General features: G+C 34.8%; 17 protein-coding genes, 1 tRNA gene and 1 riboswitch. Of the genes, 4 read left to right on the plus strand and 14 right to left on the minus strand.

Annotated elements, in window-relative coordinates:
* Positions 1–287 precede the first annotated feature (287 nt).
* The 4 genes from BX659_RS02780 to BX659_RS02795 form a co-directional block, all read right to left on the minus strand.
* Positions 288–2,309, minus strand: coding sequence for an alpha-glycosidase (locus tag BX659_RS02780; protein ID WP_172431793.1), 2,022 nt, complete (start codon positions 2,307–2,309; stop codon positions 288–290).
* 133 nt (positions 2,310–2,442) lie between these two features.
* Positions 2,443–2,518 (minus strand) — tRNA-Asn (locus tag BX659_RS02785).
* 138 nt (positions 2,519–2,656) lie between these two features.
* Positions 2,657–3,295 carry a uracil-DNA glycosylase gene (locus tag BX659_RS02790; RefSeq protein ID WP_097016313.1) on the minus strand — a complete coding sequence of 213 codons (639 nt, stop codon included), beginning with the start codon at positions 3,293–3,295 and terminating at the stop codon, positions 2,657–2,659.
* A gap of 75 nt (positions 3,296–3,370) precedes the next feature.
* A complete protein-coding gene (locus tag BX659_RS02795; protein WP_097016314.1) occupies positions 3,371–3,952 on the minus strand; it encodes a hypothetical protein in 582 nt (193 codons plus the stop codon).
* A 419-nt stretch (positions 3,953–4,371) separates the two neighbouring features.
* Between BX659_RS02795 and BX659_RS02800 the strand changes: the two genes are divergently transcribed.
* Together BX659_RS02800 and BX659_RS02805 are read left to right on the plus strand one after the other, a co-directional pair.
* Positions 4,372–5,880 (plus strand): flagellar hook-length control protein FliK, encoded by a 1,509-nt coding sequence (locus BX659_RS02800; protein ID WP_097016315.1) that lies wholly within the window; start codon positions 4,372–4,374, stop codon positions 5,878–5,880.
* A 46-nt stretch (positions 5,881–5,926) separates the two neighbouring features.
* Positions 5,927–6,205 carry an EscU/YscU/HrcU family type III secretion system export apparatus switch protein gene (locus BX659_RS02805; RefSeq protein WP_097016316.1) on the plus strand — a complete coding sequence of 93 codons (279 nt, stop codon included), beginning with the start codon at positions 5,927–5,929 and terminating at the stop codon, positions 6,203–6,205.
* Here the strand turns inward: BX659_RS02805 and nth are convergent.
* Together nth and BX659_RS02815 are read right to left on the minus strand one after the other, a co-directional pair.
* A complete protein-coding gene (gene nth, locus BX659_RS02810; protein ID WP_097016317.1) occupies positions 6,202–6,858 on the minus strand; it encodes an endonuclease III in 657 nt (218 codons plus the stop codon). The genes BX659_RS02805 and nth overlap by 4 nt on opposite strands.
* 64 nt (positions 6,859–6,922) lie before the next feature.
* The gene (locus tag BX659_RS02815) at positions 6,923–7,738 is read right to left on the minus strand and encodes an alpha/beta hydrolase (RefSeq protein WP_097016318.1); all 816 of its coding nucleotides are present in this window, start codon (positions 7,736–7,738) and stop codon (positions 6,923–6,925) included.
* A gap of 249 nt (positions 7,739–7,987) precedes the next feature.
* Here BX659_RS02815 and BX659_RS02820 point away from each other — a divergent pair, with 249 nt between their 5' ends.
* Both BX659_RS02820 and BX659_RS02825 read left to right on the plus strand, forming a co-directional pair.
* The gene (locus tag BX659_RS02820; RefSeq protein ID WP_097016319.1) at positions 7,988–8,332 is read left to right on the plus strand and encodes a YmaF family protein; all 345 of its coding nucleotides are present in this window, start codon (positions 7,988–7,990) and stop codon (positions 8,330–8,332) included.
* Positions 8,333–8,406: 74 nt separating this feature from the next.
* Positions 8,407–8,844, plus strand: coding sequence for a YmaF family protein (locus BX659_RS02825; RefSeq protein WP_097016320.1), 438 nt, complete (start codon positions 8,407–8,409; stop codon positions 8,842–8,844).
* Between the two features lie 377 nt (positions 8,845–9,221).
* Here the strand turns inward: BX659_RS02825 and ribH are convergent, their stop codons facing one another.
* The 8 genes from ribH to BX659_RS02865 all read right to left on the minus strand — a co-directional run bounded on the left by ribH (position 9,222) and on the right by BX659_RS02865 (position 18,270).
* Positions 9,222–9,695, minus strand: a complete 474-nt coding sequence (ribH, locus tag BX659_RS02830; protein ID WP_097016321.1) for a 6,7-dimethyl-8-ribityllumazine synthase — start codon at positions 9,693–9,695, stop codon at positions 9,222–9,224.
* 422 nt (positions 9,696–10,117) lie between these two features.
* Positions 10,118–11,320 carry a bifunctional 3,4-dihydroxy-2-butanone-4-phosphate synthase/GTP cyclohydrolase II gene (locus BX659_RS02835; protein WP_097016322.1) on the minus strand — a complete coding sequence of 401 codons (1,203 nt, stop codon included), beginning with the start codon at positions 11,318–11,320 and terminating at the stop codon, positions 10,118–10,120.
* A gap of 144 nt (positions 11,321–11,464) precedes the next feature.
* Complete coding sequence (locus BX659_RS02840) at positions 11,465–12,124, minus strand: riboflavin synthase (RefSeq protein ID WP_097016323.1); 660 nt, start codon at positions 12,122–12,124, stop codon at positions 11,465–11,467.
* Between the two features lie 128 nt (positions 12,125–12,252).
* Complete coding sequence (gene ribD, locus BX659_RS02845; RefSeq protein ID WP_097016324.1) at positions 12,253–13,353, minus strand: bifunctional diaminohydroxyphosphoribosylaminopyrimidine deaminase/5-amino-6-(5-phosphoribosylamino)uracil reductase RibD; 1,101 nt, start codon at positions 13,351–13,353, stop codon at positions 12,253–12,255.
* A 394-nt stretch (positions 13,354–13,747) separates the two neighbouring features.
* Positions 13,748–13,861: riboswitch (FMN riboswitch) on the minus strand.
* A 72-nt stretch (positions 13,862–13,933) separates the two neighbouring features.
* Positions 13,934–14,578: a ribulose-phosphate 3-epimerase gene (rpe, locus tag BX659_RS02850; protein WP_097016325.1), complete on the minus strand. Its 645-nt coding sequence runs from the start codon at positions 14,576–14,578 to the stop codon at positions 13,934–13,936.
* 2 nt (positions 14,579–14,580) lie between these two features.
* Entirely contained in the window at positions 14,581–15,471 is an 891-nt protein-coding gene (gene rsgA, locus BX659_RS02855) for a ribosome small subunit-dependent GTPase A (RefSeq protein WP_097016326.1), read from the minus strand.
* Positions 15,472–15,558: 87 nt separating this feature from the next.
* Positions 15,559–17,535, minus strand: coding sequence for a Stk1 family PASTA domain-containing Ser/Thr kinase (gene pknB, locus BX659_RS02860; protein ID WP_097016327.1), 1,977 nt, complete (start codon positions 17,533–17,535; stop codon positions 15,559–15,561).
* 24 nt (positions 17,536–17,559) lie between these two features.
* Entirely contained in the window at positions 17,560–18,270 is a 711-nt protein-coding gene (locus tag BX659_RS02865; RefSeq protein WP_097016328.1) for a Stp1/IreP family PP2C-type Ser/Thr phosphatase, read from the minus strand.
* Positions 18,271–18,274: the final 4 nt, after the last annotated feature.

Raw genomic sequence — 18,274 nt, forward strand, 5'->3', positions numbered from 1 at the left:
TTACCCCAAACTGATAAATTTAATTATGGAATCTTTAAAAGTGGGTTAAAGCTAATTATTTTGCTAGTTAAATTTCGCTATATCCATAAATGGGTATATTGCGACAGTTCTGCTACTAGCTTATAGCTACTGTTTATTAGCTAATAAACAAAGTGTCGTATTATCTCTATATTGTATCACTTCATATTTAATTCAATATAAACTTACAATCACATTAACAAAGCACCAGATTAAAATCTGATGCTTTGACTTAGGCTTTTACTTTTCTGTTGATGGCTTATCACCAATTATTCATTATTATCCGCCTTCAAAATCGCTACATTATAACCTTCTACATTAATTTTAATCTTTCCATGCTCTACCTGATACTCTTTATTTGATAACAGTTCTATAAAAAGATCTATATCTATAGCTAGCTCTTCTAAGTCAAACTCTAGCTCAGCACTTAAATTACTATTATTAAAGATAACTAATAACTGATTATCTTCTTTTTTACGGGTGAAGGCATAGATATTATTGATTGCATCCTTCTTAATTAAAGTAAAATCACCAGTCCTCAAAGCTATATTATCCTTGCGAATAGCAATTAAGCTCTTATACCATTCAAACATATCTCTGTCCTGTCTTTGTTCATCCCAAATCATTGTTCGTCTACAATCGGGATCACCGCCACCCTCCATAGCTAGCTCATCACCATAATAAATCATTGGAGCTCCTAGGTAAGTCATTTGGAAGGCGACTGCTAACTTATGGCGAGTTTTATCCCCATGTGAAATAGTTAAAACACGCCCTGTATCATGACTATCTAATAAATTTAATGATGCAGCTTGAGCAGGTGACTTATATAAGGTTCTAACCTTAGCTAGCCTGTCCTCAAAAGTATTGACATTAATCTTTCTTCTAGAGAAGAAATCCCAAACAGATGTTGCAAATAGATAATTCATTACACCATCAAACTGCTCTCCACTTAGCCAAGGGGTGGCATCATGCCATACCTCTCCTACTATATAAGCCTCAGGATTTGCCTCTTTGACTACCTTTCTAAATTCCCTCCAAAAATAATGATCAACCTCATCAGCAACATCCAATCGCCAACCATCTATTCCAACCTCTTCAATCCAATAGCGAGCTACTTCTAATAAATACTCCCTTACCTCTGGGTTAGCAGTCTTTAATTTAGGCATTGACCAAACACCATTGGCGAAGGTTTCATAATTAGGATAAATAACCTTAGCTAATTCATCAACTTCAGTTGCTCTCTCCCAGAGTTGATGAGCATCTAACTTAGATATATCTTCACCTTTATTCCTCTCTTCTACAAGATAAGCTACCAATCCCAAAACATACTCTTTATCCTCCTGACTCTCCAGCTCTAACTTTGCAATTATCTCTTCTTGCAAAGTAGTTAAACTAGGTGAGTCTGATTGAAGTAGCTTCTCTATAACCTTATTTATCATCCCTCTAGTAGAGCTAGGAGTTTTCTTAACAGGAAAACCATCAAGATAATACCAATCCTTATATTTAGAATCTTCGCCCTTCTCTATTATATCTTGAAAAGCAAAAAATTCATTACTAGTATGATTAAATACTCCATCAAAGATAACCTTAATTCCACGTTGATGAGCCTGATTAATCAGCTCTTTACAGGTATCTATATCACCAAGCTCTGGATCAATCTCCATATAATCGACAATATCGTACCTGTGATTGGTAGATGATTTGAAAACAGGGGTCAAATAAATTGCTGTAATACCCAAGTTCTCTAAATAATCTAGTTTCTGAATAATTCCTGCCAGATCTCCTCCATAGAAGGAATGCCACTGTGGCATCTCATTCCAATCTGTCAATTTATTAGTGTTAATAGTTGGATCACCATTATAGAATCTATCAGGAAATATTTGATAAAACACAGCATCTTTAACCCAGTTAGGTGTATCAAAATAATCCTTCTCACAGATATATGTATATTGAAAACACCCATTATAATCAATTACATCTTTAGCAAAGCCATAACTAGAATAATAACACTGCTCTTCACCATCATCTAATAAAAAATAATATTTAAATCTCTTCTTAGAGAATTGCATCTCTACTCTAAAGTAGTCAAAAAGCTCATCTGAACTATACTTGTTCAACTCAAGGGTAAAGCGGGGTAAATTATTATCCCAATCTCTAAATCTCTCATCATAAAATACATGTACCTTCTTTAAATCACCTTTTTTTGCCCTTAATTGTATAAATAGTTTATCATCAGCGACTGGATAAGCATAGTTTCCATAAGGTTGGTGATAAATTGCTTCCTTTAACATAATTAATCCTCCTTTACGTAATGGAAACACTTCCAAAACAAAAGACAATACCATGTCCCGATAAAATTTAATAAATGATTATTTATCTTATTTATTCTCTATATCCTTTGAATAGTCCTGCAAAAAATAAAAATGGCTCCCCGAGCAGGACTCGAACCTGCGACTCGATGGTTAACAGCCATCTGCTCTACCAACTGAGCTATCGGGGAACAACAAAAATTAACTATCTTTATTTTATATCTTAATTATAAAACAATCTCTACCACCTGTCAACTGTGAAATTATTGTATCTATGGTGATTATTATGAATTAGTACTAAAGCTCTATTTATTCAAATTTGAACTCACTCAGATCTCTTTATCTTGACTTTTAAGCTCTAGATATCTATCATAAGCCTTCTTTATTTTCAAAAAATCCTTCCAAACAGGTAACTTCTTCTTTTCATCTCTTAATAATGCGGCTGGATGAAAGGTGGGTAAAAAATAATATCCCTTAGACTCAAACCATCTTCCCCTCATTCTAGTAATACGCCCATTGGGATCTAATAATCCACGTAATGCAGTTGAACCTAATGGAACTATAATCTTTGGATTGACCAATTTAATCTCCTGAGCTAAAATCCATAAACAGCTCTTCATCTCATTAATTGTTGGTTGGCGATTTCCAGGAGGGCGACATTTAACCACATTAGTAATATAGATATCCTCACGTTCAATCTCAGCAGCCTCTAATATCTTATTTAGTAGCCGCCCTGCTTTACCAACAAAAGGAATGCCTTCTCTATCCTCATCAGCACCAGGTCCTTCCCCTATTAGCATTAGACCAGTATTAGAATTACCACTACCAAAGACAACCTGTGTAGCCTGATCACATAGAGCACAGCGTTGGCATTTAGTAGCTATAGATTTTAGCTCCTCTAATGATTCAAATCTACTCTCATCCTTTTGATCAAATAGCTCCAATTGCTCTTTGGAATAAAATAACATCAAACCACTCCTGTATAACTTAATAATAAAAAACCAGTAGTTCTACTGGTTTTGACAGATTTTCTATTCTCTTAATTAGACTAAGAAATTAGGATAAGGTTGCATTAGATTATACAAATCAGCCTTCTTCTCATCTAATTCCTCTACTAAAATTGTCTTCCAATCTAAATTCCCTTTATTCTCAGTCAATAAGTAATCTAAATGCTTGTACAATTGACTGAATTCTTTCTTTTCTAGTAGTAACTTCTCTTCATAAAACCATTTACCTATACTTATTAATATATTGATATTCTCTTGATTAAGTTGAAACAGCCTCTTCTCTTTTAATTTAAGAGATCGTTCTAAACGTAGCTTCTGTTCTTTTGCATTCTCTTTAGTCTGTTGATTTAAATAGACCAAATTTTCCAGTTTCAACTCCACATTGCTAACCTCTTCTTTTAAATTGAAGATGCGATTTTGAAGTTGATTACATAGTAATAAATTATTAATTACTAAAGTTAATAGATCTTTTATATCGACATTTAATTTATAATCATAATTTAAGATAATTTCTGAATAGTTCTTTACAACCAAACAGCCTAATGAGATAAATATGTTCTTTATATCACAATTACTGATCTTAAACTCCTTATATTTATCTATAGCCAAATTTAACATTAGATGAATCAGCCCCCACTTATCAAACTTATTAAAATCAGTTAACTCCGTAGAAGAATTACTAGTTATAATAATTACGAAATTTCCTGAAACCCTTACAGCATTGAATTCAACTTAAAAACCTAGAATAAATGATTTATTATTTAAAGAAGGTTTGTAACTAAAAATATAGAATTTATTGATTAAGAAAGTAATGATTACTCCCATTAACTAATTAATTAGGATTTAGACACCATCCATTTCTTACTGCTTGTCCAATTAAATATTTAAATAAATTAATCTTATGATATAGAATTATTAGGACAAATCCTGATGTATTATTTACTAATCTTTGCTTCTATACTAAAGATAAAGCTTGTAAATAATTATTGGAGAATCTTAAAATTATAGATATTTTGAATATCTTGAGAGGTGATGTTATGATTAGAATAAATAATAATCCAATACTAAATAAGTATAACTTAAATAAGGATAAAATGTCAAATTCAATTAAAGAAGATATAGGTCAATATAAGAAGAATTCTTTAACTATCGACGAATTACTACATAATTTAAAGCTAGAATTAAATAAGACTAATCGGGCGATTTTAATAGAGTTAATTAAAACAAATATGCCCTTAAAAGAAGATTTCTTTATAGATATTAGCAAATTTCTCGATAGTTTTGATAATGATGCTGAAATGAATCTCCAAGCAAAGATAAAGGTTGCCTTATTATTAAAGAAGTTAAATCTACCACTTAATATGAAATTCTTCAACTTATTTAAAGAGAATACTGAATTAAAGGATGAATTATTAAAGGAATTAAACAATTGGACTAATAAAGCTACTTTAGCTAACGTTACAGACAAAGAAGAAAGTTCTCAAAAGATAAGCAAGCTCCTTAAAGAATTCAATGTAGAAGAGAATCCTAAGAATAAAGAAATTCTAAAATCAATGTCAAAGTTTGAGCTGGAACTAAATAAAGAGAACTTTATTAGTATCTCTAAAGAGCTTAGCAGCTCTGATTCTAAGCAAATACAGCTTGTAACACTACTTAAGAAGCTACAATTACCAATTAATAACCAAGCTTTAAAGGAGTTATTCTCCCAACTAAAGCTTAATAATTCAGATAGTCTAGCTACATCTATGAAAAAATTAATTTCTACTTTACTAGTTAATGAGTCTAAACCTGACTCTTCTGCTTTAATCTTGCCTAAAATTAAAGAAATAATTGACCAGAACCCAAAGATACTTGTTGAAATCAAGGAAGCTTTACCCAAAAAGGACTTTGAACTTTTAAGTAAGAAGATCAACCTCTCTGCTGAAGATGAGGTTAAAATTTTAAAGAAGATTGTTAAAGAAGAATTAAGCCAAAAGATAATTACTCCAAATAACTTAACAGTGGAGAATTTAAAAGACTCTTTAACGACTCTTAATTCCAATAATGATAAAGCTGATAAACTCTTAAAGACGCTATTCCATCTTACAGCTGATAATAGCTCTGAGGAAGTAGCGCAAAGCAGTGATAAGCTGCTAAAGCAGTTACTTGTCCAGCGAACACTTAATTACAATAATGACATAACAACCCTCTTCTTACCCTTCTTTATCGAAGAGAATATTAATTTGGCTGAAATCAAAGTCAACCATGAGGGTAAGAACAGCTCTTCAGAAAATGATGACTTAAATTTATCCTTTGCTGTAAGAACTCCTAAACTTGGCGAGGTAGAGATCAAACTCAAGATTAAGGATAAACAGCTTAATGGGTTGTTAAATACTGATAACTCTAAAACTTTAAAACTCTTACAGGAAAATCTAAATCTATTAAGATCAAATCTAGGAGAGAGTGACTATCAAGTAAACTACCTTGCCTGCAAATTATTAGAACAAGAAGTACTCACTTCTAATCAAGAGGAGATAAAGATGACCAATGTCGATTTTAAAATTTAATTAATTAAAAGATTTAAGCCTTAATCTTGAAAGTAGGTGAATTAAATTGAAGAAGAAAAATAAACAAGAGATACAAGAAGAAGCTGTTGCTTTAAAATATAATTCAGAAGAGGATTTTGCACCAATTGTTATTGCTAAAGGAAGAGGAGAAATAGCTGAAGAGATTATAAAAAAGGCCAAAGATTGTGAAATCCCTATCAAAGAAGATAGGGATTTAGTCCAAGTACTCTTACAACTACAATTAGGCGAAGAGATACCCGAAGAGCTTTATGCTGTAGTAGCAGAGATTTTAAAGTTTATCTATAGCTTAGAAGAATTAATTTAGCCCTCTTTCTGCTCAAGTTGCTGATAATAATTACAATAATCTTTAACAGGACACTCTAAGCATTTAGGTCGCCTTGCTTTACAGATATTTCTTCCATGAAATATCAACCAATGATGAGCAGGTGACCATAGCTTTTGGGGGATAACCTCCATTAAATCCTCTTCAGTCTCTCGCACATTCTCACTATCAGCTAAACCAATCCGATTAGAGACTCGAAAGACATGGGTATCAACGGCAATGGCATCCTTACCAAAGATAATACTTGTCACCACATTGGCTGTCTTGCGCCCTACTCCTGGTAGCTCCATCAACTCTTTTCGCTCTTTGGGTACTTGACCACCATATTCATCTATTAGCATCTGACAGGCCTTTACAATATACTTACTCTTATTTCTATATAGACCTATCCCCTTAATATGCTCTTCTAACTCCTCTGGCTCTAAGGAAGCAAAATCTTGAGGAGTTTTAAACTTTTTAAATAAATCTTTAGTTACATTATTTACCTGTTTGTCGGTAGTTTGAGCCGACATAATTACAGCTATTAACAGCTCAAAGGGATTATTATAATTTAATACCGTCTGGGGTTTATCATATGTATCCTTAAGTATCATTAATATCTCTTCTGCTTGTTGACTACTCTTTAGATTCTTCATTTATCTTCCCTCCTCTGCTTATTAACTTATCCATTATCAGAGGAATTCCTTCATATTAATTCTTTTATTCAAATACTTCTTTAAGCCATCCTATACAGAGCTTCATCCAAGTAGCAACACGAGGATAAGTACCTATCTCACCATTATCTGTCTCTTTAGTTGCTAATGATAATCCATGAGGACCCTTAGGGTAAAGATGGAATTCAAAAGGCACCTTCTTTTTACGCAGCTGTTGAATAAATAATAGACTATTCTCTACTGGGACAGATCTATCCTCAAGGGTATGCCAGATAAAGGTTGGAGGTAAATCTTTATTGACTTGGGTCTCTAAAGACATCTCCTGTAATACTTCTGGCTCTGGTTTAGCTCCTAGTAGATTATTAAAAGAGCCTTGGTGAGCAAACTCTCCAGCTGTAATAACAGGATAGGATAATATTAAGGCATTAGGAGCATTCATCCCAATTTCAATACCTGGTATATCTAGATATGATTTTTGCCAATGTACACCTAGACTGGCTGCAAGATGACCACCAGCTGAAAAGCCACATACTGCAATTTTCTGAGGATCTAGCTTCCATTTATCAGCATTTTCCCGAATTATACAGATGGCACGTGATAGATCAAGTAAAGGCTGGGGATGCTTGTTAGGCGCTACACTATAATCCAAAACAAAAGCATGATACCCTGCAGAGTTGAATTGTAAAGCTACCGGTTCACCTTCTCTCTTTGAAGTATATTCATATCCTCCCCCAGGACAGATGAGAACAGCACCTCTCTTTTCATCTCCAGCTAAGATAAAGGTCTCTAAAGTGGGCTCAAAAGTGATTTTTTTACTTCCCAAAGAATTATTCTCCCATATTTTTATAATTTTATTGATCAATTTAAATCCCCCTTAACTATAATTATTATATGGATATCGTTTTCCACATCAGTCTCTAACAAGTAATCTTAGATAAATATTGTTGTTCATCCTTATTTTATCATTATCTAGATAGCTATTCAATTGCTATTATTTCTAATTCAACTCTAAAATCATCTCAATTGAAACTAGCTAATATTTATCAACTAAGAAAAGTAACAATGAATTGTTCATATACATATTATAAAGAAGATAAAAGGAGGGATTAAAATGGGAAAGTACCCTGATGATGAAAGACCTGTTAGAGATAGGATATATCATCTACATAGATATAAGGGGGTTACTTCCAATGAAGAGGAGCATGATCATACTTATGAAGCAGTAACAGGACCCCCTATCTATGAGAATAATACTCACTACCATGGTTATCACTCTACAACCAATGTTGTTCAAAGGCATAAGCATAGCTGCCAAGGAAGAACAGGACCAGCAATTCCAAATCTTGTTGGTCATATCCATCTACTTGATGGAAGAACAGATTTTGCAGATAATCATAGACACAACTATCAGAGTAAGACCTCCAATCCAATCATAAAAATTAGTGATGAAGACTGATAACTAGTATTTTAAAAATTTGTAACCAATTATTATCTATCCCATATCATAATCTTGAGAAAGGAGGACTATAAATGGGTAAATATCAAAGAGATAGAGAACGTAGAAGAGATCCAAGGGATCCTGGATGTCCACGTAGACCAGGAAGAACAAAGAATGAAAATCCTGATTTTCCAGATTTTCCAGACTTCCCCGATTTTCCAGACATACCTGAACCTGAAAGAAGACAGCATGTGCACAATTATCGTGGTATAACCTCTTATGATGATAGACACCGCCATCGGTTTGAAGGTCAAACTGGTAGACCTATCCATAATGGAGATACCCATTACCATAACTACCAAGGTGTAACTACCACCGATGATGGGCATCAGCACCATTATCGGGGCAGAACTGGACCAGCAATTAACACTAGACGTGGTCACATCCATGAGATGGCAGGAGAAACAAGCCTCAATGATGGACATCGCCATAATTATGAAGAGAGCACTTCTCGTCCAATTCCAGAATAATTTCTGATAAGCCACAGGTTTAAACCTGTGGCTCAATATTATAATAAAACAAATACAAAATCTTTAATAATTTCTATATAACATCATACTTATGCTTATACTCAAACTCAATCTATTATACTATCTCCATTACCCTATAATTTTCCTATATTGAACTCCAACAAATATATTGGTAACTATTTCTTAAGCAACTGCATAACATAGCATTAACAGAAAAGGGGTGATTATCACAAATGGGAGGATATCCAAAAAAATATGATGATGGTAAAGGTAAAAAAGGTAGAAAAGATAGAAGGCGTAGAAAGAAAAGATATTCAACTGAAAAATAAATAAGAATAAGGTGAGCAAAATGCTCACCTTATTCTTATTTAAAATTATTAAAATTGATTCATTAAATTTGCCATCTCTAATGCTCCAACTGCTGCTTCCCAACCTTTATTCCCTGCTTTAGTACCAGCTCTCTCGATAGCCTGTTCAATAGTATCTGTCGTAAGAATTCCAAACATCACCGGTAATCCACTGTCTAAACTGACCTTGGATATACCCTTAGATGCCTCTGCACAAACATAATCAAAGTGTGGTGTAGCACCTCTAATTACCGCCCCTAAACAGATAATAGCATCGTAGTTGTTAGTAGTTGCCATCTTCTTAGCTACTAAAGGAACTTCAAAAGCTCCAGGAACCCAAGCAACCTCTATATCCTCTTCCTTTACTCCATGGCGCTTTAATGCATCCAATGCTCCACTTAATAATCTACTAGAGATAAACTCATTAAACCTTCCCACTATAATTCCAAATTTAAGTCCTGCTCCTATTAACTTTCCTTCATATGATTTAGCGAAATTATTCATTTTTTATTTCTCCCCTTTATTTACTTATAATATATTTATGTTAATAAACAAACTTATACAATATAATGATAATGCAACACTTTTGAATTTACAATTAAAAAGATTTTAAGGTTTTTAAGTCGAAAAAAATTTCTGTTTGAACGAAGCAAAAATTGAGCTAGGATTTAGAGTATCATGAAATTTTGATTTAGAGAGTCTAATAAGTGATAATACTCATTATTTTGATTGCTGAGTGAGTTGAATTTTTTTCTAGACTTTTTGGTGACTTTTGCGGCAATGGCAAAAGTCACTCGGGAAAAAAGCTGATAAGCTTTCCCGAAAAATATTTTAATAATTTTACTCTCTTTTTAAAGTGAAAAGTGTCGCTATATCCCCATTAAACACTACTATCTATATCAAAATTCAATTATCAAAACAAATTACTAATAATTATTCTCCAACATATGTCCAAGTTTCTCTTTTTTAGTCTCTAAATAAGCCTTATTAGCACAATTAGCCTCCATCTGATGGGGTACTCTCTCTAGTATATTCAGTCCATAACCTTCTAGCCCCACAATTTTGCGAGGATTATTGGTCATCAATCTAATACTGCTCAAACCTAAATCAGCCAATATCTGTGCTCCTATGCCATAATCTCTCATATCATCAGCAAAGCCCAATTCCCGATTGGCCTCTACAGTATCTCTACCTAAATCCTGAAGATGATAAGCTCTTAATTTGTTAGCTAAGCCTATCCCCCTTCCTTCTTGGCGCATATACAGGACTATACCTTCTCCTTCCTCTTCAATCCTTTTTAGAGAAGCTGCCAACTGGTCACGACAATCACAACGTAATGAACCAAGAGCATCCCCTGTTAAGCACTCAGAATGGACTCGTACCAATACATTCTCTTTTCCTTCCACTTCACCTTTAATAATAGCTAGATGGCACTTATCATCAACATCATTCTCATAACCAATTACTCTAAAGTCACCAAACTTACTTGGTAGGCTTACTTCTGGCAAAGGTCTAATTAGCCTGTCCTTATTCATTCTATACTTGATTAAATCGGCTATAGTAATTATCTTTAAATCATGCTTTTTAGCAAAGTCCATCAGTTCAGGTACTCTAGCCATAGCTCCATTATCAGACATAATCTCACAGATTACCCCAGCAGGATAGAATCCAGCTAAACGGGCTAAATCAACTGCTGCTTCAGTATGGCCAGCCCTTCTTAAGACTCCACCCTCTTTGGCTCTTAAAGGGAAGATATGACCTGGACGAGCTAAATCGCTAGGCTCTGTCTTAGTATCAACAACTGCCTGAATAGTTTTTGCTCTCTCAAAAGCTGAAATTCCAGTAGTAGTATCTTTATGGTCAATAGAAACTGTAAAGGCCGTTTCATGGCTATCAGTATTATTATCTACCATCTGATTTAATTTTAGCTCCTGCAAGCGTTCTGCTGTAGTAGGTAAACAGATTAATCCTTTACCATATGTAGCCATAAAATTGATACTTTCAGGGGTAGCCTTTTCAGCAGCCATTAACAGATCCCCTTCATTTTCTCGCTCTTCATCATCTACTACAATTACCATCTTACCAGCTTTGATATCTTCAATTGCTTCTTCTATTTTGTTGAACTTCATCTAATTCACCTCTCCTTTTAAGTTCAGTAACGAGTGATGGGTGAACAATGACGAGTAAAAGACTTAATAATTATTATTGAATGTCTATACTTATTACCTATTCCATTTACCCATTACTCGTCACCCGTTACCAATAACTGCTCTTTAAGCCAATAGAAAACCATTATCCTTTAACAGATCTAGATCTATATCTGATTTTTTATTACCTTTATCTTCCTTAGAACCAAGCATTCTCTCTACATACTTACCAATCATATCTACCTCTAAATTGACCTTAGCACCAATCTCCTTCTGACCAAGTAAGGTAACTTGACTGGTATGAGGGATTAATGAGATAGCAAAGCTACTTTCATCTAAATTAGCTACCGTTAAGCTAACTCCATCGATAGCAATTGATCCCTTATGAATAATGTATTTTAAGATATTCTTAGGTGCTTCAATGGTTATAACTGTAGCATTATCCTCTCTCTTTTTTGATTTAATAGTACCTAGCCCATCTATATGTCCAGAGACCAAATGACCACCTAGCCTGTCTCCTAGCCTCAATGCCCTCTCCAAATTAACCTCTGAACCAACCTTTAAATCCCCTAGACTGGAATGCCTCATCGTCTCAGGCATCACATCTACGGTAAATTCCTTCTCTGTAAAGGAGGTTACTGTCAAACAGACACCATTAGTAGCAATACTATCACCTAATTTAACATCCTCTAAGACTTTAGCTGCTTCTATCACCAATACAATCGACTTACTTCCCCGCTGAATCCGCTTTACCTTCCCTAGCTCTTCAACAATACCAGTAAACATCAATTCACCACCTTTTCATTCTAGTTTACAATTTATAATGTACAATTTACAATTTGAAAAGATTATTAAACTCCTATGAATCATTTACATTCAAATACTCTTAATTATTAATTCTCAATTGTATATTGTCAATTTGTCATATATTCTGGATATCCTACTACTAGTATATCCTCTCCTACTAAAGTAACCTCTTTATTTACTACTTTAATTCCTTCAGAGATTTGACAAACTCCCTCTCCACATACAACAGAAATGGCATCACTTCCCCCAATAATCTTAGGAGCAATAAAGTAGTATAATTTATCAACTAGCCCTTCTTCCAAAAATGAGGAGCTGACTTGACTTCCTCCCTCGACCAATAAGCTTGTTATCTCTCGCTCTGCTAGTGAGTCCAATAATAGATTCAAATCTATATTATTCCCTGCTCCAGCTTCAATAATCTCTACTCCCTTTTCAATTAACATCTTTTTCTTCTCTTGACTACTACTTTTTAGAGTAGCAATTATAGTTTTAGCATCAGATTCCTGATTAATAATATCAGCATTTAAGGAAATTCTCAACCTACTATCTAAAACAATTCTTGTAGGATCTTGCCCTCCTTGGGGCAATCGAGTGGTTAAACGGGGATTATCTGCTAATACTGTTCCTATCCCAACCAAAATCCCATCCACTTTATCTCTTAATTGGTGGACTAACTGACGAGACTCTGTTCCACTAATCCATTTAGAATCACCAGTCTTAGTCGCCACCTTACCATCTAAGGTCATAGCATTCTTTAAGATAACAAAAGGCTTGTTAGTAGTTATATATTTAATAAAAATTTCATTGGCTCTTCTAGCTTCATCCTCTAATATCCCTACCTCAGTCTCGATTCCAGCCTGATTGAGCAGTCTAATCCCACTTCCTGCTACCTGAGGGTTAGGATCTTCCATAGCAATCACTACCCTCTTTATCCCTGCTTTAATCAAAGTATTAGCACAGGGTGGGGTCTTACCATAATGGGAGCAAGGCTCTAAGGTCACATAGACAGTAGCACCCCTAGCCTCATTGCCTGCCTCTTTTAAAGCATAAACCTCTGCATGGGCACCTCCAGCATGATGATGATACCCTTCTCCAATCACCTTCCCATCCTTTACTATCACTGCCCCTACTATAGGGTTAGGGCTTGTCCTCCCCTCTGCTTGTCGAGCCAGATTTAATGCACGTTGCATATAATCTTTGTCGGTCATAGTCTGATTCTCCTTTATGTACTGAAATTAGATTTTAGCTATATTTTAATATGGTTACAAATAGTAATAATTTTTATTTTAACCTATAATTATAAAATTCAAATGTATGTTTCTATAGAGATATTGCGACACTTTGTTTATTAGGTAGACAGGTGGGTAGGTGGTTAGGAACTGCTTAACTACCTAAATTACTAACTCCTAACCACCAAAGAAAAAGTGTCGTAATATACCTATATTATCTTATATTTTAATTAAATTATAAAGACACAAATCTACAAGCCTAAGAATCATATAAAAATCAAAACATTCAATAGCTCAAAAAGAAAAGGTACTCAAAGAATTATTCTTCGAGTACCTTAAAGTTCGTAAATAAGATTAATCTTATTTTACTATATCACTTCTTCTCTCTTCCAGACTTTAACTGTCGGCTCTGGAATCTCACCAGATCTGCTTGCGCTCGCGGGCTATTACCGCCGGTTAGGAATTACACCTGACCCCGAAGAATTTAACATTATTAAATTTTATACTTTACAAATAATAATACCATATTATAATAACTAAAGCAACTTAAAATTAGAAGCTATGACCTCTTCAATTCTGCTATAGCCTTCGTTCTATCTTCAGCACCAAAAACTGCTGAACCAGCTACTAAAACATTTGCTCCTGCTTGAACTACCTCAATTGCTGTAGTATTTGGTTTGATTCCACCATCTACTTGAATATCAATCTTCAAACCTTGCTCTTCAATCATCGCTCTTAACCTCTTAATCTTAGACAACATCTCTGGAATAAAGCTCTGCCCCCCAAAACCAGGATTAACTGTCATCAATAAGACCATATCCAACTCACCTAATACATATTCGATAGCACTTAAGGAGGTAGCAGGATTTAATGCTACTGCTGCCTTGACACCATTTGCCTTGATATTTTGAACAGTACGATGCAAATGAGGACAAGCCTCAACATGAACAGTGATGATGTCTGCTCCTGCCTTAGCAAATTCAGGGATATACTGATCAGGATTTTCAATCATCAAATGAACATCTAATATCTGTTCTGTCTTATCTTGGATAGAGTTCAAAACCAAAGGTCCAATGGTAATATTAGGAACGAAATGTCCATCCATCACATCAATATGTAAATACTCTGCTGACTTTACTGTTTCAATCTCTGCTGCCAATTTACTAAAATCTGCTGATAAAATCGATGGTGCAACTTTAATCATAATTATCTCCTCCAATTCTTCTCTTCTGCTTGCTCTATCTCTGCTAAAAATTCTAAATAATTCTCATAGCGATGCTCTGCAATCTTGCCCTGCTCTAAAGCATCCTTAACTCCACACTTTGGCTCATGGCTATGGGAACAAGGATAAAATTTACAATCATCTAAACTCTCTAAAATTTCAGGAAAGAAGTACTGTAAATCCTCTGAGGCTATAGAGCTAACATCAAGGGAACTAAAGCCTGGAGTATCAGCAACCCATCCTCCAAACTCTAAAGGTAATAACTCCACATGGCGAGTAGTATGGCGTCCTCGCTTAATTCTCTCACTAACCTCACCCATCTTTAACTCTAAGCCTGGTTGAATAACATTTAATAAACTAGATTTACCTACTCCAGAAGGACCTGCAAAGACTGAGACCTTATCCTTTAGGGCTTGTCTTAATTCATCAATCCCTAGATTATCCTCTACACTAGTATAAATCACCTTATATTTAACCTGTTCATAAGGCTTTAGAACTTCTTTAGCCACTTCCAACCCTGACAGGTCTACCTTATTAATACAGATAATAATCTCAAAGTCCTCAGCCTCAGCTAAGACCAATAATCTATCCAATAATTTATAATGTAAATCAGGCTCCCTAATAGCTGAAGTAATTACCACTTGCTCCACATTGGCAATTGGTGGACGAAAGAGATAATTATCCCTCTCCTTTCTATTCTCAACTACTCCAGTCTGATCTTCAAAGATAGTAAAATTAACTATATCCCCTGCTATAATATCGACCTTCTCCTGCTTTAACCTACCTCTAGCCCTACATTCATAAGTTTCTTTACTTTCAAAATCATAAACATAAAAAAACCCTCCAAAAGCCTTTAAAATCCTTCCTTCCTTCATAACCACTCTCCTTTTAAATTCAGGGGTAAAAGCAGTGACGAGTAAAGAATGAGATAAGTTAAAACTTATCTCACTCTATCTCTGCTCTTAAACCTGCTTTTCATAATATAACTGTCCATCTAGATAAATTCTAATCGTTCCTGGTCCTACGATAATGACATCCTTAACTACAGTATCGCCAGCTTGATGGATCTGGTCATAGACTGTTCTCTGGCCATTATCATCTTGTACTACAAACTCTACCCTCTTCTCATTACCAGGTGGTATATTAAAGCGAATCTTGCGGTCTTTAATTTCAGAACCTCGTGGATTACGGATTCCTGTGCTGATGATCAACTGAATTGTCGATCCTTCCATTATCTTAGTCCCTGTACTAGGTTTTTGAGCAATTACTCTACCTTGATGGTAGTCTAGACTCTCCCGTTTTAAGACTTGACCTAAAATTAAGTTCAGCTGTCTTAATCTCTCTACAGCCTCTTCCTGGCGTAACCCAACTAAATTAGGAACTTCCACCTCTTGAGGCTCTCTACCTTTACTGATAACCAGATTGATATCAGTACCCGCCTTAACCTCTATTCCTGGTTGGGGATCCTGAGAGATAATCTGACCCTCAGCAACTTCATTGCTATACTCTTCTTTAATTTCTCCTTTTTGAAGGTCTAATTTATCAAGTTTAATCTCAGCCTCCCTCAAAGTGATATTGAGCAATTCAGGAACTTTAGATACCTGAGCTCCCTTACTGACTACTACCTCAATCACTCTAGCCTTCTTTACTTTATTATTAGGAGGGATACTTTGAGAAATAATATGATCCTTCTCAATCTCTTGGCTATAACTCTCATAATAGACCTTCAAACTCAAACCCTTAGATTCTAAATCTTGGCGTGCAACCTCTAAATGCTTACCTACCAAATTTGGAACCTTCACCTCTTCAACATTAACATACTGTACCAGCATAAAATAACCAACACCCATAATTACAATGAAGCTAGCCGCTAAAATTAATAAAGCTGTTAACAGGCCACTTCTCTTCTTAGCTGGGACCTTCTTCTTTGAAGTGGGTTCTTTATTCTTCTTTTCCTCCACTACATCCACTCCCCTAAGCTTTTGTTGAACTTCTTCTTTCTTGATTATATTAGTATTATTCTTCTCTTTCTCTTTTTTAATCTCTTTTTGGTAATCCTGTTTGGACATAATCATGGTATGCTGATTTGCAATGCTCTTAACTTCTTTAGCTTGATTAGCAATATCTTCTTCAACTTCCTTCAAATCTCTTAACAGCTCTACCACAGAATTATATCTATTCTCTGGCTCTTTAGCTATTGCCTTTAGAATAATCTCTGCTAATCTATCTGGGAGCTGAGAATTTATTTTTTTGGGGTCTTCTGGCGACTCTTCAATATGCTTTAAAGCAATTGAAACATGATTATCTCCAGTAAAAGGTACACTTCCTGTTACTAATTCATAAAGTACAACCCCTAAAGAATAGATATCAGATTTAGTGCTGACCTTTCCACCTTTTGCTTGCTCTGGCGAAAGATAATGGGCAGAGCCCATTATCGAATCAGTTTGACCCATAGTTGCTGAAGTTACAGCTTGAGCAATACCAAAATCGGTCACTTTAACTCTACCATCGTCTGTCAAAAGAATATTATGGGGCTTAACATCACAATGAACAATATTATTACGATGGGCCTTAATTAGAGCATTACATACTCCAGTTACTATCTTTATAGCTTGATCAATCTCAATTCTTTCAACCTCTTTTAGATGTTCCTTTAAATCCTTTCCAGTAATATATTCCATTACTATATAATTAATATCGTCCTCTTTGCCTATATCAAAGATATTAACTATATTTGGGTGGGAAAGGCTTGCTACTGCTTGAGCCTCATGCTTAAAGCGTCTAACAGCAGTCTCATTGTCAGCAAAATGGGGTTGTAGAATCTTAACAGCCACTTCACGACCTAATAGCTGGTCTTTAGATCGATAGACAATAGCCATACCACCAGTACCGACCTTCTCTACAAGTTCATATCTTGAATTTAAGACTTTACCGATCATCGACGTCACCTCAAAGTTTTAAACTTAATTATTACAATATATAAGCACTGTAATATTATCATATCCACCCTGTTCATTAGCCATTAATGCCATTTTATCAGTCTTCTTTTGTAAATCTAAATCCTCTGCTAAAATCTTAGCAAGTTCATCATTAGATAACATATTGGTCAATCCATCAGAACATAATAAGATTAAATCATCAGCCTCCAACTCTAACTCAACTAGATCAGCTTCAATCTCTTCTTTAACCCCTAAAGCCTTAAGCAATAGATTCTTCTTAGGATGATTGTCAGCCTCTTCTTGGCTAATTAGATTATTTCTAAGTAGCTCACCCACATAAGAATGGTCAGCAGTTAACTGCTTTAAGTTTCCATTTCTAAACAGATAAGCTCTACTATCTCCAATGTGTCCAATTATTAATATTCTATCTTTAATAATTCCCATAGTCAAGGTGGTTCCCATCCCATAATACTCTTCTTTAGCCAAACCTTCTTGATAAATTCTCTGATTTACTAACTCTATACACTCTTTGATACTATCATTTAAAGAATCATAATTAAAATTATACTCTTTTATCTCTTTAACTGCCAAGGAACTGGCTACATTTCCTCCCTGATGTCCACCCATCCCATCAGCTATAACGATAATATCCAAATCTTGTTTATTGATTACCAGATAACTATCCTGATTCTCCTTTCTAACCTTTCCTACTTCACTAGTAGCTCCATACCTCATTATA

The sequence above is a fragment of the Orenia metallireducens genome (genome assembly GCF_003001995.1).
In the GTDB taxonomy this organism is placed as follows: Bacteria; Bacillota; Halanaerobiia; order Halobacteroidales; family Halobacteroidaceae; genus Orenia; species Orenia metallireducens_B.